The sequence below is a fragment of the Nocardia neocaledoniensis genome, from assembly GCF_029868625.1.
Lineage (GTDB): Bacteria > Actinomycetota > Actinomycetes > Mycobacteriales > Mycobacteriaceae > Nocardia > Nocardia neocaledoniensis_A.
This window is the reverse complement of sequence record NZ_JARWOJ010000381.1, coordinates 1-23,905: the sequence shown is the minus strand read 5'-3', so window position 1 is coordinate 23,905 and position 23,905 is coordinate 1. Positions and strand designations below refer to the sequence as shown.

The following is a 23,905-nucleotide window of genomic DNA, read 5'->3' as shown; positions in this document are numbered from 1 at the left end:
GCCGCTACTTCGTCGAGGAGCGCATCCCCCTCTGTCCTCTACCGGTGCGGCATCTCTGCGGCCGGGCAGCGATACAGATCTGACATTATGTCGCGCTACCGCCGACTGAGTCGTCACGCAGCTGAGGCAGGAGGTGGCGGCGCGCGAATCGGCGCGCACCCTCAGGGGTATCGAGGGATATGCGGGTCGATGGGGTCAGCACGAACGACAGGATCACGCGGACAGTCAGCTCGGAAACCACGTGAAGTTCGACATCCGTGCGGGCAGCATCAACTTCTTGCGCGAGTTGGTCGGCCAGAAAGTTCGACGCGGTCGCGACAAGACCCCCTGCCTCAATCGTGAGAAACGGCAGTAGGGACTCCGGCTCGGTCTCCAACAGCCTGTTGAGCAGGGCGTGCCCCCGTACTGCCTTCAGCGTGAAAACGAATCCTTCGACGATCTTCTCCTCGAGATCCTGATGATTTGACACCTCTGCTTCCAACTCAACGAGGAACCTGGCGAGTTCTCGCAGAATCACCGCCTCGACAATGCGCCCCTTGCTCGGGAAGTGTCGGTACAGCGTCACACGTGCCAGCCGTGCGCGACGAGCGATGTCTTCGATCCGTGTGCGGCTGATCCCGACAACCTCGAATTGCCTTAGCCCGGCGTCGAGGATACGTTCCGAGGTCCCAGACGGCGACGGTGTCCGGATCACCGCGATGGCCTTCAGAAGCAACCTGGTGTAGTTCATCGTCGTGATCGGATCCTTCGAGCCGGGCAACGTCGCCGGGTGTCATGTGGGCAGGGATCGTTGGTCGCCCGTTGAGTATGCACCCAATGAACCTCCGTACGCCATACTTTCAAACCCCTGACGTGGGCATTGAAACGATCATACTAGGTGAGTACCATCGTTCCTGTGGTTCGCAACGGGGCGCCCCGGTGCAAGTCCGGGCTGACGACGAACGAATGGATGAGGACCAACACGCGCGGGTCCTCATCGTCGGATGTCGTCGCCTCGAGACTGGCGCTATCGGAGAGGGAGTGCTCTGGCCTTGCAGCAGTGATCATTGGAAGCGGTGTCCGAAGTGCGGTGTGGGCGGCGGCGGTCTCGCTTGTGCGCACGTGTTTCGGGGCTGCTTCCTCACTTGGTGGCGCAGTTCACGCTCCCGGTGTCAAGCATTGCGGACCTACACTCCCCTGCGTTCACGCCGCTACGCTCGCGGCTTGTTCACTGCCCGCCCACAGCAGACTGACGTCTGAGCTCTCCGCACGATCTGCGTTTCCCGGTGCCCTCGGTCGTGCGCCGAACGCCCCGGCGGTGTCGCTCTCCTGGTGCGCACGACCATGGATGGCGTGCCTGTCGGTGGTCGGCCACGCGATTAGACGGCTTTCCAATCGCCATCGCGGAGTACCCGAGGCGGGGCCTCTGCCCGTCGATTCATGGCCAGGACGTACGCCTAATCACAGGTGCGATCGCCTGACACCTTCCCGCCTCGCCGGCCTCGACCTCGCTAACGGACGAAAATGGCGCGCACGGGCCCGCGATTCCAGGAGACTCCGCTGCGCCGCGGCCTTCGCCCGGCGCCGGATCACTCACAGCCACCATGCGCCAGCGACGAGCGTTTTCGTTTACTGGAACGAGTTCCAAGAGTTTTGTCCGACCATGCCACACGTGAGCGGCTACCGCTGCGAAATACCCGGCCTCCGGACACCAGGCCAAGATTTTGTGTCCATATTCGCGAAGGAGTAGAGCGATGTCAATCGATTTGCCGCACACCTTAGAAATCATAAAACAACGCCAATGGGCACTCGGCGACTTCGACTGGGCGGAGCCCGGCGCGGACACGATAACGGCCGAGCAGCTCCCGCAGGTCAAGCAATTCATGTCCGATCTGGTCTGGATCGAGCAGGTCGGCTCGCGTGCCTTCGTCGCGCTCGGCCGTCAAACCAAGGACAATACGCTAGCTGAGATCTACCGCTACTTCCAGGCCGAGGAACAAAAGCACGCAAACGCCGAGCTGGCCCTCATGCGCCGTTGGGGAATGCTCGATGACGACGAGATCCCAGAACCGAATATCAACATCCGACTAGCCATCGCATGGCTGGACAGCTACGCAGACGATCTGCCGCTGTCCGTACTAGGCTCAGCGATTCCGATGCTCGAGGTGGCACTCGACGGAGCACTGTTGAAGTTCCTACTTGAGGAGATCCAGGATCCCCTGTGCCACAAGGTCTTTCAGCGGATCAATGCCGATGAGTCCCGTCACCTAGCTGTGGATTTCCATGTGCTGGACATGATTGGAGCGGGGCCGATACACCGACTGCTGATCGAAGCCGCCGGCGCCGCGCTGCGCCCATCCCTACTCATCGGCATCCTCACCGGGTTGCCCCTGCTGACCCGTATGCACGACAGCATCATCGCGATGGGACTCGACGAACAGAAGCTCTTCGACGCGATTCGGAAGTTCGGCATTATCGGAGACCGGAGCGTCGCCACCCGCCGCAATCCGATCTACCAACTCGTCAAGTACTACGGTGAAATGGTCATGGACCAGTCACACCCTTATCATCGACTACTCGGCAATGCCCTGTTGACGATCACTGAGCACTACCCTAAACAATGGCTCGGTTCGACTCCTTCCTGGATCAACGAGCTCACTTACCAACCGGTGGCCGCAGCATGATCGACGAGGGGCGGCCGACAGACGATGACCCCGGGCAAACAATTCCCGGTCCCACACGAGTCGTGATCATAGGTGCCGGGTTCTCGGGAATCGGCACCGCGATCCGATTACGGTGCGCGGGGATCGAGGACGTCGTGGTTCTCGAGCGCGCACCTGAGCCCGGCGGTGAGTGGCGCGAGAGCGTTCATCCGGACGCATCCTGCGGTCGTCCGTCAGCACTGCGGTCGTTCTGGTTCACGCGGGATCCCGCCTGGTGCCATAGGTATACGCCGGGCGTAGACGTCCGCGCCTACATGCGCGACGTGATCACCCGGCATGGTCTCGATGGACGGATTCGCTACGGGTACAACGTAAACGGACTCGACTTCGACGAGGCCCGAGGGACCTGGCATGTGCGTGTCTCGACCAGCAGTGGCGAGGAGGAGAGCATCACTGCCCGCTCGGTCGTGGTGGCGACTGTGCCGTTCTCGAACGCAAGCAGGCGCGAGATCGTGGGCGCCGACGACTTTCGTGGCCACAAGATAGACGGTACCCGATGGGACGCCGGTATCGATGTCACCGGACTGACGGTGGCAGTCGTCGGTACCGGCACCAATGCAGTCCAGATGATCCCGGAGTTGGTGGACCGAGCCCGCCACGTCACCGTATTTCAGAGTGCACCGCGATGGGTTCTTCCCCACCCGCAGTACGGGACGGCAGGGTGGAGACGTTCGCTATTCGAGAAACTACCGCTGGCCGAGGATCTAGCCTGGAGTGCCCACTTCTGGGCGTACGAGTCTATCGGATACGGTTTGGTTCGAACAACAGGTCTCACCACCGCGCTGGAACAGGTATCTAAAATCCAGTTGAGGCTTCAGGTCAAAGATAGATGGGCGCGACGGCAGCTCGCACCGGACAACCGGGCGTGCCGTCCGCGATTGCTCATCTCAAATGATTTCTTACCGGCTCTAGATCGGGACAACTGCAGACTCCTCACCTTCCCGATCATTCGGCTTACGGAGCACGGAATCCTCACGGTTGATGGCGTCGAGCGCCGCTTCGATACGATCGTTTTCGATGCACCCGGCGAGGCTGGAGTACCATTCCCGGTTCGTGGTTGTGGCGCACGTCTCCTCCAGGAAGAATGGGTCGAAGGAGTTTACGCGTACAAGAGCATACATGTTTCTGGGTATCCCAACCTACATTTCACTTTCGGACCGAACTCCGGTCCGTCTTTCTACACAGCCCTAGCCTATCTGGAGGCGCAGATAGATTACATCGTAGAGTCGGTGCGGACGCTGGAGCGATGGGGGCTCCGATATATTGATGTACGAAAGTCAGCGCAGGACCGATTCAACGCGGTTGTTCAACGGCACTTGGCTCGCACGACTTGGAACTCCGGATGCGTTACTTGGCCTGTCGGGGAAGATGGTTTTAATCCCGCGGCTTTCCCGGGCTTGGCTCGACAATTCCGTAGCCAAATGACTCAGTTCGCCCTATCCGACTACCACGCTGTGCCCTAGGAGCTCCTGTCAGGTTCAGTTGCTGAGTCGTCGCGGTCTGATACTGCGGCACCGACATTCAGGAATCGATAGTGGATGTCGATGCGGCGTTCCATCGATCACCGTTCGCCGATATTGGTGGGGTCGGCCATGGTTTGTTCCACGACTAGCCGACTGGCGGTGACCTTTGTCTCGGGTTCCGCGATGGGAATGGGCCGTCGATCCCGGCGCTGTCGCAGGTCGGCGTACAGACTACATGCTCGCAACCCGTGTCGGTGATAGTTTTATCGATCCGCCGTCCCAGTGGCCTCGGCCGTCCAGGCAAGGGGATTTACTGCGTCGAATTACATCCCGCCGCGGAACCCGGGACAAAGTCACTGCGGCCGGTGGATCGTGGAGCAGACTTGCGCCCGCTCCCCCGGTACCGGCGCCTGGCCATCCGGTGGGCGCGCCGCATCGACATCCATTACGGATTCCTGAATCTCGATGCCGCACTGATCTGATGGCGACGGCACAGCAACCGCACCGACAGAAGCTATTAGCCTGCGCCAGAAGGTCATCCGGACACGAACCCGAGAATGAGCGGCCCCCGACAGCACGTACAGCCCTCCCCCACTCCCCCTTGAACACCAACCTCGGGCTGTGTGGTGAGGGCTGGCTATTCCCGGCGGCTTCACTGGGAGTTGCGGTTCGCTAACCACCACAATCATCCGTCACATAGGTCCGCTGCGAAACTTCCTGCATCGCAACGTGTCTCGGTGACACATGCAGATTCACGCTAGGAGCTATGAGGACCGGTACCCGAACTCGAATGCCGCCGAAGCTCCGTACGATACCAGCGGTGGCCCACCGCAGATACTGCGCGCGGCATGTTTGGCGGTGCGCGCGAACGTTGCTGTTGAGCATCTTCACCGACGGCGGACTTACTTCGCAATCAGCACCGCGTCGGCACGTACACAGGCTGGTGAGCCGGATCGCCCACCGCAGCCGGGACTGCGCAACTGGCCAAGCACTTCGCCAAATCAGGTATTGCGTAATGGCCACGTCATCACCATCTCGTACCCAAGTGTCTGTGTGGCATGCTCGACCCCACTCTGCAAGTCGACAAATGTAATGAGCGTAGTTTTCTGTGGACTGATGTCGACAAGCGTCCGGGCGACTTCGGCGGAAAGCCCAGTGAAAATAACCTCCGCACCCAAAAGCGCACATGCTTTTACTGCTGTGATCAGATGGGCAGCAACGTCGAGATCGATCGACGGCAGTCCGGTGATATCGACGACGGCGGCCTGCGCCCTCGAATTGCGGATATGCGCCATCAGCTGATTGGTCAAATTAAGAGCCCGGCGATCGTCCAATTCTCCTACGATCGGGACCACCAGAAGCCCTGGGATCAACTGCAGTACCGGAGTCGGGAGTTCGCTCACCGCCCTCTGCTGCTCGCGATTCGAGTGCTCGCGTTTGGCGAGGTAGATGTCGGCGGCGAGGCAGATATCGAGGAACACCAGCCTTTGTAGCGCCAGCAGCGTCGCCAACGCACGCTCGGGATCGGAAGATGAGCTGGATTCACAGATCCGGCTCGCAGCAGAGCAAAGAAACCGATTGTACGCGCCGAGAAGCCATGTCGGCTTCACGCCGAGTCGCTCGTGACGCGCGGCCATACGCATACGCTCGATGAGATAGTCAGCATCGACGGTTCCCGCCGTCAAACCGGAAAGGTGATCGCTTCGAAGATGTTCGACCTGTTCCTCAGTGTCGCGCCCAGAAAGAAGTGCGGCAGTGTCCCGGTGTTCGTTTAGGTAGGCGCGGAGTTCGTCGACGATCTCAGCCATACCGGCTGTCGCGACTCCGCTAAACTGCCGCAGCAATGCCTCGTCTTCATCGGTGAATTCCATTAATCGTTTCCGAGCAGCGACCATGTCATCGGTGGTCACGAGGCCACCGAAGCTTGGCGTTTCCGGGATTTCCGGACCGTGCGTGCCCATTAGAGTCATAACAGCCGCATCCTGTGCGTAGTGTTTTGGCGGATCGTGTCAGACAGCGCATACTCGTGAGCGAAGCCCGTAGGTCACCGTCCCACAGCAGCCTGCACCCCAGAGTGCGCTGGCGGCATAGCGGTCCCGACCCAAGTCGTCCTCATCGCCTGATCGCGCCGGCCACAGTACGTGATCGCCGCTTAGGCCGTTGGTGGCACGTCTGAAGAGGTGGCACGCTGTGAGGCCAGGAAGAAGTGGTCGATGTTGACGACGAGAAAGAGCGCAGTAGCGGTTGTAACCATGTGGCCATGGTCGTCTTCGATGGTGGCCCGAAGGTTCAGTTTGCGACCCTGGCGGGAATGAAGATGGGCGCGGGCGATATACGGGGTGTCGAGTAGAACCGGGGAGAGGTAGTCGATGGAGAGGTGGCGGGTGACGGCGGGTTCTCCCACGGTGTAGAGGAGGAACCCGAACAGGTCGTCGAGGACGGTGGCGACTGCGCCGCCATGGGCGATCGCTGGGGCGCCAACGTGGCGGGAGTCAAACGTGTGACGGGCGTAGACACCTTCCGCGTCACGTCGGACGCTCAACTGGTGGCCGTGCGGATTGGCTGGCCCACAACCGAGGCAATGATCATGATGGGGCGGCAAGTCTTGGCATTCCGGCGGAACCACAGGGAAGAGGGGCGTACTCTCCTCGGCCTCGGACGATACGGATCTTGTGGTATCGGATGTGCGGCTCATGGGTGCTTTCTGCATATGTGTGTCACTGGGTGGTGGCGATAAGGATGTCGCAGTGGGCTCTGCGTGCGAGCTCGGTCGGTGTATCGGACAGCAGCCGGGCCAGCGGAGTCGACCGGCACAAGTCGGCGGTGATGATGAGGTCCGGCGCCGCAGTGGCGGCAAGGCGCAATAGGGCACGCAAAGTGGGTTCGGACAAGATGCGGGTGTCGATGTCGATGGCGCCGTGCGCTAGGGCGTGCTGGCAGGCCGTGCGCAATATCGCTTCGACCGGGTTGGTGCCGCGCAGCCGGTAGGCCTCGGGTCCCAGCCGGTCGAGGTCAACTCCGAGTGTGCGTTCGTCGATGTGGTGGCGGACGCCGACGATAACCAGTCGGGCGTGGGTGGCGTGGGCCAATTCGGCGGCGCGGTCGACCACGCGGTAGGAGCGATCGGATCCATCGGTATCCACAAGGATCGTGCGATAGGCCGTCATGCCGGGCGTCCTTCGCGGGTAGGGGACGTGCGAGAGGCAGGAGCCATCGTGCACGAGGGTTGTGCGCGGCATCGGCGAGTGGTGGGCCCGGGTGCAAGCACAGCCAGCACGATCGCGCCTGCGGCGGTAATAGCAGCCAACACCAGCGCGGCCTCGCCGCTGCCGTGCACGAACGCTGCCTTGGCGTACTCGGCTAGCGGCTGGGCCGCTGGTCCGCCCTTTTCGGCGACCTGCAGGGCGGCGGCCAGGGAATCGGCAACTGGTTCGCGAGCGGACTCGGGCAGGCGGGGTAGGGCGGGCTGGATACGCTGAGTATAGCCAGCGGCCAGCACGCTGCCGGCCACGGCGATCCCGATCGCGGCGCCGATCTCGCGGGCGGCATCATTCACCGCCGCGGCGACTCCGTGTTTGGCCTCGGGGGTGTCGGCGACGATGGCGTAAGTCGCCGGGGCGGTACACAATCCCAGGCCCGCGCTCATGATCAGCAGCGGCCACAGTAGGTCGAGGTAGTTCGCGGCGAGGTCCAACCGGCTCACCAGCACCAGCCCGGCAGCGATGGTGAGGAGGCCAGTCACGGTCATCACCCGCAATCCCACCATGCTCGAGAGCCAAGGCGCGATTACGGAAATCATGGCCAGCGGCGCCACCATCGGCGCCAGCGCCAGGGCCGACGCCAGCGGACCGTATCCGAGAATCAGCTGTAAGTACTGGACCAACAGTAGAAACACCCCAAAGGTGACCAGGAACTGAATGGTCACGGACAGGGAGCCAGCACCGAAGCCTCGGCGTCCGAACAACCGCACGTCTAACAGTGGTGCCGAGATCCGTAGCTCCACGGCCACGAACGCCACCGCCGCCACGACTCCGACACCGGCGGTGACAGCGACGAGCGGGTCGGCCCAGCCGCGTGCGGGAACCTCGACCGCGGCGAACACGATCGCCGCGATCGCGACAGCCACCGTCGCCGCGCCAATTCCGTCCACCGGCGGATGCTCGGGTTGGCGAGACTCCGCGATCGTGCAAGCCAACCCGGCCAGCACAATCCCCGCCACGGTCAGCCCGACAAATACCGATTGCCACGACCACCGCTCAAGCAACATCCCGGCACCGAGAATCCCCAGAACAGCTCCGGATCCGGCGACGCCCGCCCATACCCCCACCGCTCGGCCGCGATGAGCTAGGGCGAAGCCTGCGGTCAGAATCGACAGGGTCGATGGCATCACTAACGCTGCGCCAGCACCGGCGAGTGCGCGTGCCGCGATGAGCCACACCGGGTCGGTCAGCACCAGCGGCAACGCCGAGGCGGCCGCGAACACCGCCAGTCCCGCCACCAGCACCGCGCGGCGCCCATAGCGGTCACCGATGGCTCCGGCGGGCAACACCAGACACGCCAGCACCAGTGTGTAGCCGTCAACGATCCAGGTGAGCTGGGCTTGGGTCGCCCGGGTCGCGACTGCAATCTGAGGCAACGCCGAGTACAACGCCGCCATGGCCGCGACGACCAGCGCCACCCCCAGGCACGATACTGCCAGCACCCAGTATTGGGCCCTGGTCCACCGGGCGATCTCGACAGCGCCCGTCCGGGAAGTGTTCACCGCTGCACCTCCCGCCGTTGTAGATCGATAGTCTCCGTGTGAGACTATTAGTATCATAGTGGGTCGGCGAGCGAGATGACGTCCACGCACGATCAAATTGAGCGATACGAATCGAGGAAAGGGCGGCCATGACAGAGCCGGACTCTGCCGCGGCCGATCCGCGCACCGTAGCCGACGAGCAGGCCGATCCTCGGCTGGCGCGGTCCCGCAACCGGTTGCTCGACGCGGCCAGTCATCTGCTGTCCACCGGCGGGGTCGAAGCGGTCACAGTCGATGCCGTCACCCGCGTGTCGAAGGTCGCGCGCGCCACTCTCTATCGACACTTCGGCAGCACCACCCAACTGCTCGCGGCAACTTTCGAACGGTTGCTTCCCCATGTCGACACACCGACCGGCGACGGGCCCGTGCGCGATCAACTCATCGCGCTACTCACTACTCAGGCGGACCTCGTAGAACAAGCCCCAGTGCAGATGACCACGCTGGCCTGGCTGGCTATGGGAACGATCGGTGACGACCACACCGACCCGGCAGCGGTCACCTCGCTGCGTGCCCGCGTCATCGAGCAATATCGCCAACCGTTCGACCGGATCCTCACCGGCCCCGACGCGCGGGCGATGCTCGGCGAGTTCGACACCACCTTCGCCATCATCGAACTCCTCGGCCCGATCGTGTTCGCGCGCCTCACCGGACTACGCACCATCGATCATGACGACTGCGCCCAACTGGTCGACAACTTTCTCGCTACCCGCCCAAGGGTCGCGGTCGGAAACGGGACCGACCGTCGATCAGTGCCAGTGACCGAATACCCGCCCGTGGATAACGGGTGAGCCGCTTCGAAGCAGGCCGACAAGATCAAGTACCCAGCTCACCGGCGATCCCCTCCACCTAGCGGGTAAGACTGTCGGTTCGGCACCGATCGTCGCCTTCTCGTCAACTCCGGCCCTGGATGCGGGGCACGATCGATTCGTGCTGCAGTCCTGCATCGCAATGTAACTGGCTCAGTTAGGGCTGGCTAACCGAGTCGATGCGCTTCACGATTGAGAGACTCGACTCCGTCCATCTCATGCCCGGCCGTCACCGGCAGGATCCTGGTGGCAACGCGCTGAGATCATTCAGACCGGTGCCGACTCACTACTCGCCGTGTTAGGTGTTGGCTACGCCGCTGATAGCCGTTGGCTGCAGCAACGAGTTCGGCAAAGTTCTGCACGGTTTCGGCAAAGTCGCGAGTTTTTTTTGTCATATGCCGCAGCGGGTTCCTGCCTGGGGCCAGCCCCAACCGATCTGCACCAGATCGCGCAGACTCCATCCACCAGCGACGGGACGGGTGGTGCTATTCGTGTCGAAATTCGCTGGGAGAGCGACCGGTCCATCGCTTGAAGGCGTGCGAGAAGTTCGCGAGGTCGCTATATCCGAGATCGGCAGCTATCTCACTCACCGACATCGATCGGTCGAGTAGCCGCAGCATCGCACGGTCACGCAGAAATGATTCGCGCAACTCGCGAAAGGTGGTCCCCTCCTCGGATAGGCGCCGCTTGAGTGTGCTAGTCGATATCGACAGCTCGTGTGCGACCCAGTCTTTACTCCGCTTTCCAGGATCTTCCTCCAGCAGCCGTCGTACCTTCTCCGAGAAAGACATGGTTTTACTTCGCTGGTCGAGGGTTCGTTGCAGATCCACGATGGCAAGTCGATAGGCGACCGGATCGGAGAACCTGCATACCTCGTTGAGAGTGTCCGCCGGGACACTAAGGAATGACGTCGGAGCGTCGAAGAACAACCGCCCAGCTAGGGCATCCTCATTATCGGCTAGAAAGTTCGGCGCTGACCAGCTCAGATGGAGTGTCACGGTCGGCATATCGCCGGCCAGCATGTCGAGCAGGCGCAGGAGTGCCGACCCGCTATACGCGACGACCAGGCAGTTCAGCGCCGAATCGCCTGTGTGCGCGGCGAGCCCGACGGTGAGTCCCTCGTCACTTGGGTGGAACTGCGGACTGAGAGCCGTCGAGATCAAAGGCAGATAGGTGAGCAGCTCCACGATCTCAGCTACCGAGCCTGCGCTGACCAGCGGAAAACTCAATGGGCCGAAGGACGTCAACTGAGCTTGTTCGGCGAACGCGAAGCCGAGCGAAGTTGCCTGGTCGACATCGAGTGCAGGGTAGACCTCGCGAAACCACCGTATCGGGGCCTGGATATTGCGTTGGATCAACGTCGTCTCGTCAATTCCTTCGCGAGCCATGATGTCGCGAAGCCGAGCGGCGGCGTCCGGGTCGAGCGCTTGGCTCTCGAGCAGTTGCACGAACATGAGCGGAGGCACGCCCTCGTCGTTGAGGTTCACCATGGTCTCTCTGAGCCGAATTCACAAACTTCTGACTCTGCCGAACATAGCCTCCGAACCCGTGTTCGACAACACTTGGACCAAGTCACATTGAGGACAACGCATCGAGGAGTTGGCTATGGCAGTTGTCACCTTTGTCTCCCACGACGGCGAGAAGCACGAGGCGCCGATCGAGGAAGACCAGTCGCTGATGCAGGTCGCGACCAACAACGCTGTGCCCGGCGTCGACGGGGACTGCGGAGGCGAAGCTGCCTGCGGCACCTGCCATGTGGTTGTCGATCCGCAGTGGATCGAGCAGGTCGGGCGTTCCGGCGCCGATGAGGAGGAGATGCTCGCGATGAACCCCGAGCGCCAGCCGACCTCCCGGCTGTCGTGCCAGATGATGGCATCGACGGCCTGGGACGGCTTGATCGTCCACCTACCCGAGTTCCAGATGTAACGGCGAGAAACGGATACGACGCGATGAAGATTCCCGGAGCAATCACCGCCAAGGTTCAGTCGACCATCCCGATGGATCTACAGATCCAGGGTGCACACCTATATGACAAGACTCGCCGATGGATGACCGGAACGAACGGGGAGAAGCTCTTCGTCGAGAGGCCCATCCCGCCAGTCGAAGAAGTCGCGCTCGCCGACATCGACCTCAGCAACCCTTTCCTGTACCGCCAGGGACGCTGGCAGTCCTACTTCGCGCGCCTGCGAAACGAGGCCCCGGTCCACTATCAGCCAGACAGTCCGTTCGGTCCGTTCTGGTCCGTCACGCGGCATGCTGACATCGTGGCCGTCGACAAGAACCACGAACTCTTCTCCGCTGAGCCGTTCATCGTTATCGGGGCTCCGCCCCGTTTCCTCGATATCGAGATGTTCATCGCGATGGACCCGCCACGACACGACGCACAGCGGGCCGCTGTTCAAGGCGTGGTCGCGCCGAAGAACCTGCGCGAGATGGAGGGCCTGATTCGATCGCGCGTCCAAGAGGTGCTCGACGATCTACCCGTAGATAAGCCGTTCGACTGGGTGCAGAACGTCTCGATCGAACTGACCGCGCGGATGCTTGCGACCCTGCTGGATTTCCCGTACGAGCAACGTCACAAGCTCGTCTACTGGTCGGACCTCGCAACCTCGCTGGAGCAGGCCAACGGTGGGCCATCGGACAACGATGAGGTGTTCCCCGGCATGCGCGACATGGCGAGAGGTCTCAGCGCTCTCTGGCACGACAAAGCGGCCCGGACAGCCGCTGGGGAGCAGCCCGGATTCGATCTGATCACGATGTTGCAAAGCAATGAAAATACCAAGGACCTGATCGACCGCCCGATGGAGTTCTTGGGCAACCTCGTATTGCTGATCGTCGGAGGGAACGACACGACCCGGAACTCGATGAGCGGCGGCGTTCTTGCGCTCAACCGCTTCCCTGAACAGTTCGCGAAGCTGAAAGCGAACCCCGACCTGATCCCCAACATGTGCTCGGAGATCATCCGATGGCAAACTCCGCTTGCCTACATGCGCCGTGTCGCCAGAGCTGACACCGTTCTTAACGGGCAGTTCATCCGCAAGGGCGACAAGGTAGTGATGTGGTACGCCTCGGGAAACCGCGACGAGCGAGTATTCGAACGCCCCGACGATTTCATCATCGACCGGTCAAACGCCCGCAACCACATAGCCTTCGGCTTCGGTGTTCACCGCTGTATGGGCAACCGGCTCGCCGAGCTGCAGCTGCGGATCCTCTGGGAGGAGCTACTTCCTCGCTTCGAAAATATCGAGGTTGTCGAGGAGCCCGAGTACGTGCAGTCCAACTTTGTGCGGGGCATCAGCAAGATGATGGTCCGTCTCACCCCGAAAACTAGCATATGACCACGCGGCGGGCCGTCATCGTCGGGGGCAGCCACGCCGGGGTCCAACTCGCCGGCAGTCTGCGCCAAGAAGGATGGACCGACGAGATCACCATCATTGGAGAAGAGGCGGTATTACCATACCACCGCCCTCCGCTGTCGAAGGCATACCTGGCAGGGAAGCAAACCCTCGACGAGCTCGCGATTCGCAGCGCCGAGTTCTATAACAAGCAGGAAATCCAACTCGTGGATGCAACGGTGGAGGCGATCGACCGTTCGGCTGGCCTGCTCTCACTGAGCACCGGCGACGAAGTGCCCTACGACAAGCTCGCACTGTGCACGGGCGCTCGCCCCCGTCGACTCCCCGTGCCCGGTGTCGACCTGGCCGGGGTCTATTACCTACGCTCCGCGGCGGACGTCGAGATGATCCGAGAGGAAAGCAGCCCGGGGCGCCGGGTCGTGATCATCGGCGGCGGATATATCGGACTGGAGACGGCCGCCTCGTTGCGTGCGCTGGGTCTGCAGGTCACTGTGCTCGAGGCTACCGAACGCGTCCTCGAACGGGTCACCGCCCCCGAGGTATCCGCGTTCTTCGACCGAATTCACCGACAGGAGGGCGTGAACATCCGAACAGGCGCGCTAGTCGAGGCCCTATCCGGAGACGTCAGGATCCGAGAGGTATTCCTGTCCAGCGGCGAATCAATTCCTGCCGACCTCGTCATTGTCGGCATCGGCGTGGAGCCGAATACCGAACTCGCCGCCGGCGCGGGTCTGCTGGTCGACAACGGGATCGTGATCGACGGCCAGAGTCGGACCAGCGACCACAACATCATGGCCGCTGGGGACTGCGCCAGTCACGACATGGCCCGTTACGGCCGTCGCATACGCCTGGAATCTGTACCCAGCGCGGGCGAGCAGGCCAAGGTCGCTGCCGCGACCATCTGCGGGAAGTCAAAGAACATAGCTGCGCTTCCATGGTTCTGGTCGGATCAATACGATCTCAAGCTCCAGATCGCCGGTCTGAACACCGGCTACGACGAAGTCGTACTCAGCGGAGATCCTACCCGGGGCCGCGAATTCACATGCTTCTACCTCCGTGCTGGCGAGCTGATTGCCGCCGACTGCATCAATCGCCCCCGTGACTTCATCTTCAGCAAGCGGGCCATCACCCAGCAGCTTCGCATAAGCCGGGCAGAACTGGTGCTCGCTGGCTCGCCCTGAGTGACCGACTCTCGGGCGACTCGCACGACGACTGCGTGCGAACAGCATTCAGAAAGGAATGTCAGTGACGTACGCCATCCATCTGCCGCTGGCGAAGAGTCGGGAGCGACTCTCGTCAGTCCTCCTGGCGCCACTGCCGAGCCGGGTCGATGCGGCCCTCCTGCGGGCCAGTGATCAGTGGCCTGTCCGTGAGCTGGCAATGCCCCCCGCAGGGTCGGGCCTCAAGCCGATCCGAGGGACCGCTGGTCTGCCTGTGCTCGGTCACACCCTGGACTACATCCGTTTCGGATCCAGCTTCACCCGGGCCAGGTACCAGCGATTCGGGCCCGTCTCATGGATGGGCGCCTTCGGCACGAAGATTGTGATGGTGGCCGGTCCAGATGCCATGCAGGAGGCGCTGACCGTCAAGGCGAAATCGTTCTCACAGGACGGGTGGGCGTATCTCATCGACGCCTTTTTTCACCGGGGTCTGATGCTGATGAGCTTCGACGAGCACAGGATGCATCGACGAATCATGCAGGAGGCGTTCACCCGCGACCGCCTGACCGCCTATGTGGACCAGCTCGGGCCGCCGCTCGAGACCGGTATTCCCGCGTGGCCAGCGGGCCAGTCCACACGCATCTATCCACTGCTGAAGGGCCTGACCCTTGACGTAGCGACGAAAGTCTTCATGGCGGATCGGGGTGGCAGTGAGGACACTGACGCCATCAACGACGCCTTCGTGGCGGCCGTGCGTGCGGCCAGCTCGATCATCCGTTTCCCGCTGCCGGGGACTCGGTGGCGGGCCGGAGTCCGTGGGCGTGCGCTCCTGGAGGACTACTTCACCTTCCACCTGCCGGCGGCGCGGAGCGCCCAGGGAGAGGACCTTTTTGCGGCGCTGTGCCATGCCCGCACGGCCGACGGTCAAGCTTTCACCGATGAGGACGTCGTCAACCACATGATCTTCTTGATGATGGCGGCACACGACACCTCGACCATCACCAGCACCGCTGCCGTCTACTTCCTCGCCAAGCATCCAGCTTGGCAGGAACGGGCTCGGGCCGAGTCCGACCAACTGGGCGGACGTCGCCCAACTATCGACGACCTGGACGCGCTGAAGACTCTCGACCTGGTGATCAAGGAGACGCTACGGCTGGTGGCGCCCGTGCCGATCATGATGCGTAAGACCATCGAGGATGTCGAAATCGCCGGACACCAAATCCCCGCAAACACACTGGTAGCCGTGGCTCCGGCGGTGAACCACTTCGACGAATCGTACTGGACCGATCCAGACACTTTTGACCCTGACCGCTTCACCGAGCCGCGGCATGAGGACCGGAATCATCGCCTCGGGTGGATCCCCTTCGGAGGAGGCGTGCACAAGTGCATCGGCCTGCATTTCGGCACTCTCGAGGTGAAGGCGATCCTGCATCACATGCTGCGAACCTACACCTGGACGGTCCCTGACCAGTATGAAGCCAGGTGGGACAACACCTCGCTCCCAATTCCCGTCGACGGATTGCCGATAGACCTGGAGCACAGATGAAAACGGACCGGATGACATTCTTGGGAGCGACCGACTTCCTCGACATCGAGCACGAGTTAGTCCGGGAGTTCACCGCCACTGTGATCGGCGACGCGAGCACCGGCCGAGAGAAGGCGAAGCGTCTCTTCGCCGCCGTTCGCGACCGGGTCTGGTATGACCCCTACACGGTGTCTGACGACCCTGCCCACTATCGCGCGAGCTTCGTCCTCGAGTCCGGGCGCGCCTATTGCGTCCCGAAGGCGGTGCTCTTGACCGCGGTGTGCCGTGCGGCGGGGATCCCTGCGGTGCTTGGCTTCGCTGACGTCCGCAATCACTTGCAGACAGACGCGTTGCGAGCGCTCATGGGTGGCACAGACCTGTTCGTCTATCACGGTTACAGCCTCCTCAATATCGACGGCCGGTGGTTGAAGGCGACGCCCGCGTTCAACACCGAGTTGTGTGCGCGTTTCGGTGTGCCGCCGGTGGATTTCGACGGCGATCGCGATGCACTACTGCACGCCTTTTCTGCCGACGGAGCCGAGCATATGGAGTACGTCCGCGAGCGGGGCGTCTACGACGACTTGCCGTTGAACGCGATCCTGGCCGAACTTCGCCGCACCTATGGGCCTCTTATCTTCAAGCGGCCCCAGGTGATCGCTGACGCTTTCACCGATACACGCGCCCACCGCACCCATCCCGACGGGATCGCCCGCGATCCCCATTCACCTACGGAGGTCCGATGAGCGCGACGATCCCAGCGGGCGTCTTGGACGTGCGCAACCCCGCCGACGGTCGGCTCATCGCAACCGTCGCTGTCGACGACCGCGAGACAGTAAGTCTCGTCGCTGCTGATCTTCGAGACGCTCAGGTCGGGTGGGGCGAAGCCGGCCCACGCCAACGCGCCAAATGGCTGCATCGCTGGCGGGACTGGATCCTTGATCACACCGACGAGCTCACCAACTTGTTGCAAGCCGAGACAGGCAAGGTGCGTCCCGACGCCCTGGTGGAGACGACAGCATCGTGCGAGTTCATCAGCTACTACGCCGACCATGCCGCGCAGTTTCTCGCCGGCGAGCAGGTCAGGTCCTCGAGCCTGCTGACCTTGTCGAAACGACTCACTACGACCTATCACCCCTTCCCGGTCGTCGGCATGATCATGCCGTGGAACTTCCCGATCACCCTCTTCCTCATGGACGCAGCGCCCGCGCTGGCAGCCGGCTGCGCGGTCCTGGCGAAGTCCTCGGAGGAGACGCCGCTGACGTGCGCGCGGATCATCGAGGGCTGGCACGAGATCGGCGCCCCCGCGGTTCTGGCGCACGTTGTAGGTGATGGCGATTCGGGCGCAGCCGTGGTCGATGCCGCTGACTTTGTACAGTTCACCGGCTCGACCGCCACCGGGCGTGCGGTCGCGATCCGCTGTGCCGAGCATTTGAAGCCGATGAGTCTGGAGCTTGGCGGCAAAGATCCGGCGATCGTGCTGGAGGACGCCGACCTTGCTCGTGCGGTGGAGGGAATCGCGTGGGGCGCTCTGTTCAACGCGGGACAGGTATGCATCTCTGTCGAGCGGGTGTATGTGGTATCTGAGGTTTACGACGAGTTCGTGGCGCGGCTGACCCAACGTGTGCGGTCCCTCGCCCATGGTGCGGCCGGTCGCGACGTGGGCGCAATGGTCACCGCGAGGCAGGTCGACATTGCCGATCGCCACGTCAGCGAGGCAGTGGTGGCAGGTGCGCGGGTTCTGGCTGGCGGAACTCGGAGTGCGGTCGGAAACTACTACGCTCCGACGGTCCTGGTCGGTGTCGACCACACGATGGCCTGCATGACCGAGGAGACCTTCGGTCCCACGATTCCGGTGATGCAGGTCGCGGATGAGAACGAGGCCATCCGCCTGGCCAACGACTCGGCGTACGGCTTGTCTGCGACGGTGTGGACCCGAGACCATGCTCGTGCTCAGCGCATCGCATTACAGCTAAACGCGGGAGCTGTCAACATAAATGATGTCTTCAGCAACCTGTTCGCCACCACACTGCCGCACAGTGGATGGAAGGCCTCGGGCATCGGTGCTCGGCTCGGCGGAGCTCACGGGCTACGCAAGTACTGCCGGGTACAGGCAGTGACAGAGCCACGGATCCCTGTCCTGTCGCGAGAACTCACCTGGTACCCGTACACCCCGCGGCGCGCGGCCATGGCCGGAAGAGTGTTGCGCGCGGCGGCCGGTCGCGGCCTATGGCAGCGCCTCGGCCTCAACAAGGAGAACAGCAAGTGACGACACACCGTGCCCGCACCGCCGCAAAGACCGTAGCTATCACCGGCGGGGCCCGCGGCATCGGCTACCAGACCGCGAAGGAGCTGATTCGACGAGGCCACCGCGTCGCCATCGGCGATGTCGATGAGAAGCGCGCTCAGGAGGCCGCCACCGAACTCGGCGTGAAGATCGTTACCCACCTCGACGTAACCGACCCCACTTCGTTTCGGCAATTTCTCGAGCTGGTCGAGGAAGAGCTCGGCCCCCTCGACGTGCTGATCAACAATGCGGGCATCATGCCCACTGGTCACGTACACGAGGAAGACGACACGGTGACCCGGAGGCAGGTCGAGATCAACGTCCTGGGAGTCGTCTTTGGGACCAAACTAGCCCTTCAGCGAATGCTGCCGCGGCGCGCTGGGCACATCATCAACACCGCGTCGCTGGCCGGCGAGCTCGCTGTGCCTGGACTGGCGACGTATTGCGGTACCAAATTCGCGGTCATCGGATTCACCGAGGCGGCACGGCACGAGTACCGCACGTCAGGCGTCGAGCTGTCCACCGTTAGGCCCACATTCACCAACACCGAGCTCGTCGCGGGAACCGCTGGTGCCAAGGGACTGCGCAATGCCGAGCCCGAGGAGATCGCGCGTGCGACAGCCGATCTTATCGAGCGCCCGCGTCCATTCGTACGCGTCACTCGCCTGGCCGGCGTATTGGTCGCGGCGATGAAGTTCGTCCCTGGCTGGCTGACCGCCAGGCTCGGATCCGCGCTGGGCACGGACTCGGTATTTCTCGACGGCGTCGACACAGCGGCCCGCCAGGCCTACCTGGACAGAATCCGGACCCACTGACCCGGTCTTCGATCCCCGTTGGCCCCCTCATTCACCCGAAAGGATTCACATGCCCCGCAGGACCCTGGTCGATGACTACCCGCACAAGATGGGGGGACACTGCGGTTCTGGCGCTATGCGGGATCTTCTGCATTGGCATGGACTGGGGTGGGATGGGCCGCCCGACGAAGGTCTGGTGTTCGCTCTCGGCGGCGCACTGGGGTTATCATACCTCCGGTCAAGCGACCTCGTTCCACCGCTGTACCTGGTAGGACGAGGCGCCGACTTCGAAATTGATCTGCCCCGCCGACTCGGCGCGCAAGTCCAGGTTCTCACGACCGATGATCCCCGAGAGGGGTGGTCATGGGTTCTCGACGAGCTCGAAGCAGGCAGACCCAGCCTGGTATGGGGAGATATCGGTGAGTTGCCGTACCTCCGCGTCCAATTCCAGATGAGTCGCCACGACATCGTCGTGATCGGTCACGACGAGGCCGAGGGGATCGCCTTTGTCGTAGACAATGACCGCGCCGAGGTGCAGAAAGTCCCGCTCGATGCACTGGCTCGGGCGCGGTCCTCGAAGTCTTTCCCGCAACCGACGCGCCACTGTACATACCGCATCAGCTGGCCGAGTGCGCTGCCGGACGTGGCGGAAGTAGCGGCGGAGGCATTTCGACAGTCCGCAGCCGGAATGCGCCGCCCATCGCAACCCGGGATCGTCGATCTCAGGACAGCGGCATCCGGTGCGGAGGGCTTGGCCGCGGCGGTGCAGCTGGCGGCCGACATTCAGACCTGGGCCGATCTTCCGGTGGACGACCTCGAGACTCTCCTGTTCAGCCTGAGCGCTTTCATTGAGAAGGCAGGTACTGGCGGCGGGCTGTTCCGCCGATTGCTAGCCGATGGCTGCGCAGATGTCGCTCGTCTGACCGGGGACTCCGCCACCGCTCAACTCGCCGTAGCGGCCAGCCGTTGTGCGCAGGCGTGGACCGCCACTGCGCGTGCCGGTATCCGCCGCGACGTTGATATACGAGTTCGCCTGGCCGGGGTGGCCTCGGCCGCTAGCCAACTACCAGAGCTGGAGTTGGACCTGGTCGCGTCCCTGGAGGCTGCTTCCAGTTCGCTGACGGCTGCGGATCGCTGACAGCAGCCCCATGTCGCCGGCCAGCGGCGAATCAACCCCCAGATCGCCTACGTTCGAAGACACTCTTGAATGAGGAAATGCTATGCAGAGCACGATGATGAACGTCCCGTTGACGACCGCGGCGATTCTGCGCCACGGCTCGAGTGTGCACGGCTCGGCGACCGTGCGGACTTTGCAACTTGACGGAAGCGTGAAGGTTGCTACGTTCTCCGAAATCGGACGGAGGTCCGCTCAGTTGGCCAACGCATTGCGGGCTTGCGGGATCACAGGCGATGAGCGCGTCGCGACCCTCATGTGGAACAACCAGGAGCACGTGGAGGCCTACTGCGCAGTGCCCTCGATGGGAGCGGTGCTGCATACCCTGAATCTACGGCTCGCCTCCGATCAGCTTGTTTACATCGGTAACCACGCTCAGGACCAAGTCGTGATTGTCGATGGAAGCCTAGTACCCATGATGGCCTCAGTGTTGCTGCAGCTCACTAGCGTGCATACCATCGTTGTCACCGGAGATGTGGACCTTACCCCGCTGCACCGTGAGGGACTGACAGTCGTTGATTACGAGGAGTTCATCTCCGCCCAGCCCGAGACGTTCGACTGGCCAGACCTCGACGAGCAGTCTGCGGCCGCGGCCTGTTACACCTCTGGCACCACCGGCGACCCCAAAGGTGTCGCCTATAGCCACCGGTCGACTTACCTCCACTCGATGGCGGCCTGCGCCGCCGACGGACTGAGCGTGAGCAGCGATGACCGAATCCTCCCCATCGTCCCGATGTTCCACGCGAACGCCTGGGGGCTGGTCTACGCCGCACTCATGGCGGGTGCCGACTTGCTCATGCCTGACCGGTTCCTACAGGCCGAGCCGCTCGTGCGGCTGATCGACGTCCACAAGGCAACCATCGCCGGGGCAGTCCCGACCATCTGGAACGACGTCTTGGACTTCCTGGATTCCAACCCCAGCTACGACATCTCGTCTCTAGGCCTGGTCGCTTGCGGTGGCTCAGCTGTACCCGTTCATCTGATGAAGGCCTTCGAAGAGAGGTACAACGTACAGGTTGTACAGGCGTGGGGAATGACCGAGACCTCGCCACTAGCGGCTGTCGCGCGGCCGCCGGCGTCGCTCGACGCCCAGGAGCGGTGGCGTCTGCGAGCGACCCAAGGTCGTCCGGTTGCAGGAGTCGAGCTGAGGATCGTCGACGACGGAGGCAATGAGCTCCCGCACGACGGCGAAGCCGTCGGTGAGTTGCAAGTGCGCGGACCTTGGATTACCGGCTCGTACATCGGCGAAGAGGATGGCGGGGATAAGTTCCAGGACGGCTGGTTGCGCACCGGCGATGTCGGCCGGATCGACGAACGCAGCTTTGTCACGCTGACCGACCGCACCAAGGACGTGATCAAGTCCGGCGGGGAGTGGATCTCCTCGGTCGAGCTCGAACTTCTGCTCGCCGGTCACCCCGACGTGCTCGAGGCATCAGTAATCGGGGTCCCGGATGAGAAGTGGCAGGAACGCCCCCTCGCTGTGATCGTCGTACGCGACGGGCGGCAAGTAACACCTGCCCAACTGCGTGACTTCCTCGACGGCAAGGTCGCCACGTGGTGGCTGCCTGAGCGCTGGAGCTTCACCGCAGAGGTGCCCAAGACCTCGGTCGGCAAGTTCGATAAGAAGCGGTTGCGCACCCTGCATGCGAACGGCGAGCTGACCGTCGTCGAGATTTAGGAATTATCTCCATGCCTGGTCCTGAGTAGGACGGAACAGGACATTGATACCCATAGTGCGAAGCTTTCGCGACACCGGCGACATTACCGTGCACGTCGACATCGGCGAAAGGCTGCAAATGAAGATGGGAGTCACCTCCCAGTGCACGGCACGTTTCGCGCCGGTGGTGGTGGAATGGGGCCACCGGCTGCGCACCCCCTCTGGCGTGCGCGATATGTATTTGCATAGTGGTCACGCTCGAGATCGGTGTTGGGTGCGGCTTCATCGACAGGAAGGCTGACCATGAGCAATCTATCGGACACGGGCGGCAGGTCGTCCGATCCTGACTTGGAGGAATGGGTGCGTTCGTTCCGACTTTTGGAACCTCGATCGACTGAGTTGCCTCCCCACCATCCCAACTGTCTCGGTTGTGGACCGGCCAACCCGCATGGGCATTTTCTGACGGCCCAGCGCTGCGCAGGCGGCGTGGTCGCTCACCACCGATTCGATCGACGTCATGTAGGAGCGCCCGGAATAGTGCACGGGGGCGCTGTGGCGACAGTAGTCGACGACCTATTCGGTTTCCTGCTATACACCGTCGGCGAACTCGCCGTGACGCGCCATCTCGACCTCGACTATCTTGCTCCGGTCCAGCTCGACACTCCCTACGCCCTGCACGCCGAACTACGGTCTCGAGATGGCCGGAAATTACATCTCGGGGCCAGAATCGAGGATGCAGGGGGACATTTGGTTGTCACGGCCACAGCACTGTTCATTGTGGTCGATGTCAAACATTTCTTGCAGTCGCCGGTGAGTGCAAGGAGACAGGCATGACTGTACCGAGCGAGCGAGCACTGCTCCTGGACGCCTTGCTAACCGATCACGGCTCGGCCGGACCTTACGAGGCGTTCCGGCGGCTGCGCCAGACGCAACCAGTGTTGGTTACACGATCGGGCGTGCTGGTATTGAGCCGCTACGACGATTGCGCGGCGGCGCTCCGCGACCGCAGCCTCGGCAAGGCCGACGAGTCGCTGGGCTTCGGCTTGTCCGACATTCCTGAAGAGCTGCAACATCAGGCCATGCACCGGTTCCGACGCACCATGCTGTTCCGCAACCCTCCTGACCACCACCGGCTGCGTCGGTTGGTCGCCGACGTGTTCACCCCGAGGCACATCGACGAGTTGCGCGGCCGCATCGTCACACAGGTCAATCACTTGCTCAATGTCATGGAAGCACGGGTCTCCGTCGACATCATCAACGATCTGGCGCTCCCGCTGCCCGTGAATGTGATTGGAGATCTACTCGGGGTGCCCTTTACTGATAGAGCGGTAGCAGCCCCACTGGTGCGGGCCCTGCTGGCCTCGCTCGAACCCGGTGCCGATATCGCAGCCTTGACAGCAGCCTGCGACGCCGAAGACCAACTTGCCGCATATTTCGCTGACCTGTTGGCGGTCAAACGCGCCCGCCCTACCGATGACCTACTGAGCCGGCTCGCCGTCGCGAATGGCGACGACATCCTAGACGACGACGAATGCGTCGGCACCGCGATTCTTTTGTTTGCGGCAGGGTTCGAGACCACCACGAACCTGATCGGCAACGGCGTCGCCGCGCTGCTCGCCCACCCTGACCAAATGCGCGAACTTCGTGCCAGGCCAGAGTTGGCGAGCAACGCAGTCGAAGAACTATTGCGCTATGAGTCCCCCGTCCAGACCAATGGGCGTACGGTGCTCCAGCCGACGCGACTGGCGGGAGTTGATTTACATCCCGGTCAGGTCGTACTGATCCTGCTTGGGGCAGCCAACAGAGACCCGGATCGGTTCGACGACCCCGACAGTCTCGACATCACCCGAACCGGGGTCCCGCCATTGTCGTTCGGGGCCGGCATCCATTTCTGCCTCGGCGCACCGCTTGCACGGCTCGAAGGGGCAATATTGTTCCCGCTCCTGGCGTCCCGATTTCCCGATCTTCGGCTGGTCGAGCAGCCCCGCTGGCGCACCGGGCTGTCTTTTCGCGGACTTTCGACCTTGAAGGTGGTCACCGCATAAGAGCTCCTATCAGGTTTGATTGCTGAGGCGTCGCCAACAGATCAGCGCGGCACCGAGGTTCAAGAATCCGTAATGGATGTCGGTGCGGCGTTCCCATCGGACGGCCAGGCGTCGGTACTGGTGGAGCAGGGCGATGGT

Annotated in this window: 20 protein-coding genes and 1 pseudogene; 14 read left to right on the top strand and 7 right to left on the bottom strand. The window is 62.6% G+C overall.

Going from position 1 to position 23,905, the window contains the following annotated elements; all coding sequences use genetic code 11:
- Positions 1-85 precede the first annotated feature (85 nt).
- Positions 86-730, bottom strand: a complete 645-nt coding sequence (locus QH270_RS30185) for a TetR/AcrR family transcriptional regulator (RefSeq protein WP_022565909.1) — start codon at positions 728-730, stop codon at positions 86-88.
- A gap of 1,003 nt (positions 731-1,733) precedes the next feature.
- Here QH270_RS30185 and QH270_RS30180 point away from each other — a divergent pair.
- Both QH270_RS30180 and QH270_RS30175 read left to right on the top strand, forming a co-directional pair.
- Positions 1,734-2,663, top strand: a complete 930-nt coding sequence (locus QH270_RS30180; protein ID WP_067645167.1) for a reductase — start codon at positions 1,734-1,736, stop codon at positions 2,661-2,663.
- Between the two features lie 62 nt (positions 2,664-2,725).
- A complete protein-coding gene (locus QH270_RS30175; RefSeq protein WP_376739967.1) occupies positions 2,726-4,165 on the top strand; it encodes a flavin-containing monooxygenase in 1,440 nt (479 codons plus the stop codon).
- Positions 4,166-5,166: 1,001 nt separating this feature from the next.
- Here QH270_RS30175 and QH270_RS30170 read toward each other — a convergent pair.
- The 4 genes from QH270_RS30170 to QH270_RS30155 form a co-directional block, all read right to left on the bottom strand.
- Complete coding sequence (locus tag QH270_RS30170) at positions 5,167-6,126, bottom strand: protoglobin domain-containing protein (protein ID WP_280347674.1); 960 nt, start codon at positions 6,124-6,126, stop codon at positions 5,167-5,169.
- 191 nt (positions 6,127-6,317) lie between these two features.
- On the bottom strand, positions 6,318-6,860 hold the full coding sequence (locus tag QH270_RS30165) for a PaaI family thioesterase (RefSeq protein ID WP_051719635.1): 543 nt from the start codon (positions 6,858-6,860) through the stop codon (positions 6,318-6,320).
- Between the two features lie 22 nt (positions 6,861-6,882).
- Complete coding sequence (locus QH270_RS30160; protein WP_022565929.1) at positions 6,883-7,332, bottom strand: universal stress protein; 450 nt, start codon at positions 7,330-7,332, stop codon at positions 6,883-6,885.
- The gene (locus tag QH270_RS30155) at positions 7,329-8,927 is read right to left on the bottom strand and encodes an MFS transporter (RefSeq protein WP_067645161.1); all 1,599 of its coding nucleotides are present in this window, start codon (positions 8,925-8,927) and stop codon (positions 7,329-7,331) included. Before QH270_RS30155 ends, QH270_RS30160 begins: the two co-directional genes overlap by 4 nt.
- A gap of 128 nt (positions 8,928-9,055) precedes the next feature.
- On the opposite strand from QH270_RS30155, the gene QH270_RS30150 reads away from it, so the two are divergent.
- The gene (locus tag QH270_RS30150) at positions 9,056-9,754 is read left to right on the top strand and encodes a TetR/AcrR family transcriptional regulator (RefSeq protein ID WP_067645158.1); all 699 of its coding nucleotides are present in this window, start codon (positions 9,056-9,058) and stop codon (positions 9,752-9,754) included.
- Between the two features lie 503 nt (positions 9,755-10,257).
- Here the strand turns inward: QH270_RS30150 and QH270_RS30145 are convergent.
- On the bottom strand, positions 10,258-11,259 hold the full coding sequence (locus tag QH270_RS30145) for a helix-turn-helix domain-containing protein (RefSeq protein WP_030204276.1): 1,002 nt from the start codon (positions 11,257-11,259) through the stop codon (positions 10,258-10,260).
- A 118-nt stretch (positions 11,260-11,377) separates the two neighbouring features.
- On the opposite strand from QH270_RS30145, the gene QH270_RS30140 reads away from it, so the two are divergent.
- From QH270_RS30140 to QH270_RS30090, 11 genes are all read left to right on the top strand, one after another.
- The gene (locus tag QH270_RS30140; RefSeq protein WP_019050196.1) at positions 11,378-11,698 is read left to right on the top strand and encodes a 2Fe-2S iron-sulfur cluster-binding protein; all 321 of its coding nucleotides are present in this window, start codon (positions 11,378-11,380) and stop codon (positions 11,696-11,698) included.
- 23 nt (positions 11,699-11,721) lie between these two features.
- Positions 11,722-13,110, top strand: coding sequence for a cytochrome P450 (locus QH270_RS30135; protein WP_067645155.1), 1,389 nt, complete (start codon positions 11,722-11,724; stop codon positions 13,108-13,110).
- Positions 13,107-14,309 (top strand): NAD(P)/FAD-dependent oxidoreductase, encoded by a 1,203-nt coding sequence (locus QH270_RS30130; protein WP_067645152.1) that lies wholly within the window; start codon positions 13,107-13,109, stop codon positions 14,307-14,309. The genes QH270_RS30135 and QH270_RS30130 overlap by 4 nt, the downstream gene beginning before the upstream one ends.
- A 64-nt stretch (positions 14,310-14,373) precedes the next feature.
- Positions 14,374-15,834, top strand: coding sequence for a cytochrome P450 (locus QH270_RS30125; RefSeq protein ID WP_084457605.1), 1,461 nt, complete (start codon positions 14,374-14,376; stop codon positions 15,832-15,834).
- On the top strand, positions 15,831-16,556 hold the full coding sequence (locus tag QH270_RS30120; protein ID WP_019050200.1) for a transglutaminase domain-containing protein: 726 nt from the start codon (positions 15,831-15,833) through the stop codon (positions 16,554-16,556). Before QH270_RS30125 ends, QH270_RS30120 begins: the two co-directional genes overlap by 4 nt.
- Complete coding sequence (locus tag QH270_RS30115; protein WP_280347667.1) at positions 16,553-18,079, top strand: aldehyde dehydrogenase family protein; 1,527 nt, start codon at positions 16,553-16,555, stop codon at positions 18,077-18,079. The genes QH270_RS30120 and QH270_RS30115 overlap by 4 nt, the downstream gene beginning before the upstream one ends.
- Positions 18,076-18,912 (top strand): SDR family oxidoreductase, encoded by an 837-nt coding sequence (locus QH270_RS30110; RefSeq protein ID WP_062984877.1) that lies wholly within the window; start codon positions 18,076-18,078, stop codon positions 18,910-18,912. The genes QH270_RS30115 and QH270_RS30110 overlap by 4 nt, the downstream gene beginning before the upstream one ends.
- Before the next feature lie 49 nt (positions 18,913-18,961).
- Positions 18,962-20,029, top strand: a complete 1,068-nt coding sequence (locus QH270_RS30105) for a BtrH N-terminal domain-containing protein (protein WP_067645144.1) — start codon at positions 18,962-18,964, stop codon at positions 20,027-20,029.
- An 82-nt stretch (positions 20,030-20,111) separates the two neighbouring features.
- Positions 20,112-21,743, top strand: coding sequence for a long-chain fatty acid--CoA ligase (locus tag QH270_RS30100; RefSeq protein WP_280347664.1), 1,632 nt, complete (start codon positions 20,112-20,114; stop codon positions 21,741-21,743).
- A gap of 282 nt (positions 21,744-22,025) precedes the next feature.
- Positions 22,026-22,556 (top strand): PaaI family thioesterase, encoded by a 531-nt coding sequence (locus QH270_RS30095; protein ID WP_022565926.1) that lies wholly within the window; start codon positions 22,026-22,028, stop codon positions 22,554-22,556.
- Positions 22,553-23,767: a cytochrome P450 gene (locus tag QH270_RS30090; RefSeq protein ID WP_067645137.1), complete on the top strand. Its 1,215-nt coding sequence runs from the start codon at positions 22,553-22,555 to the stop codon at positions 23,765-23,767. Before QH270_RS30095 ends, QH270_RS30090 begins: the two co-directional genes overlap by 4 nt.
- A gap of 9 nt (positions 23,768-23,776) precedes the next feature.
- Here QH270_RS30090 and QH270_RS30085 read toward each other — a convergent pair.
- Positions 23,777-23,905 (bottom strand): annotated as a pseudogene (locus tag QH270_RS30085) (IS5/IS1182 family transposase); the annotation flags it as partial.

What these genes read in the sequence shown, in the direction of transcription:
- QH270_RS30105 (WP_067645144.1), top strand. Translation starts at nt 18,962, where the DNA reads ATGCCCCGCAGGACCCTGGTCGATGACTACCCGCACAAGATGGGGGGA.
- QH270_RS30115 (WP_280347667.1), top strand. Translation starts at nt 16,553, where the DNA reads ATGAGCGCGACGATCCCAGCGGGCGTCTTGGACGTGCGCAACCCCGCC.
- QH270_RS30165 (WP_051719635.1), bottom strand. Translation starts at nt 6,860, where the DNA reads ATGAGCCGCACATCCGATACCACAAGATCCGTATCGTCCGAGGCCGAG.
- QH270_RS30160 (WP_022565929.1), bottom strand. Translation starts at nt 7,332, where the DNA reads ATGACGGCCTATCGCACGATCCTTGTGGATACCGATGGATCCGATCGC.
- QH270_RS30185 (WP_022565909.1), bottom strand. Translation starts at nt 730, where the DNA reads ATGAACTACACCAGGTTGCTTCTGAAGGCCATCGCGGTGATCCGGACA.
- QH270_RS30095 (WP_022565926.1), top strand. Translation starts at nt 22,026, where the DNA reads ATGAGCAATCTATCGGACACGGGCGGCAGGTCGTCCGATCCTGACTTG.
- QH270_RS30140 (WP_019050196.1), top strand. Translation starts at nt 11,378, where the DNA reads ATGGCAGTTGTCACCTTTGTCTCCCACGACGGCGAGAAGCACGAGGCG.
- QH270_RS30170 (WP_280347674.1), bottom strand. Translation starts at nt 6,126, where the DNA reads ATGGGCACGCACGGTCCGGAAATCCCGGAAACGCCAAGCTTCGGTGGC.
- QH270_RS30100 (WP_280347664.1), top strand. Translation starts at nt 20,112, where the DNA reads ATGCAGAGCACGATGATGAACGTCCCGTTGACGACCGCGGCGATTCTG.
- QH270_RS30150 (WP_067645158.1), top strand. Translation starts at nt 9,056, where the DNA reads ATGACAGAGCCGGACTCTGCCGCGGCCGATCCGCGCACCGTAGCCGAC.
- QH270_RS30180 (WP_067645167.1), top strand. Translation starts at nt 1,734, where the DNA reads ATGTCAATCGATTTGCCGCACACCTTAGAAATCATAAAACAACGCCAA.
- QH270_RS30090 (WP_067645137.1), top strand. Translation starts at nt 22,553, where the DNA reads ATGACTGTACCGAGCGAGCGAGCACTGCTCCTGGACGCCTTGCTAACC.
- QH270_RS30135 (WP_067645155.1), top strand. Translation starts at nt 11,722, where the DNA reads ATGAAGATTCCCGGAGCAATCACCGCCAAGGTTCAGTCGACCATCCCG.
- QH270_RS30120 (WP_019050200.1), top strand. Translation starts at nt 15,831, where the DNA reads ATGAAAACGGACCGGATGACATTCTTGGGAGCGACCGACTTCCTCGAC.
- QH270_RS30130 (WP_067645152.1), top strand. Translation starts at nt 13,107, where the DNA reads ATGACCACGCGGCGGGCCGTCATCGTCGGGGGCAGCCACGCCGGGGTC.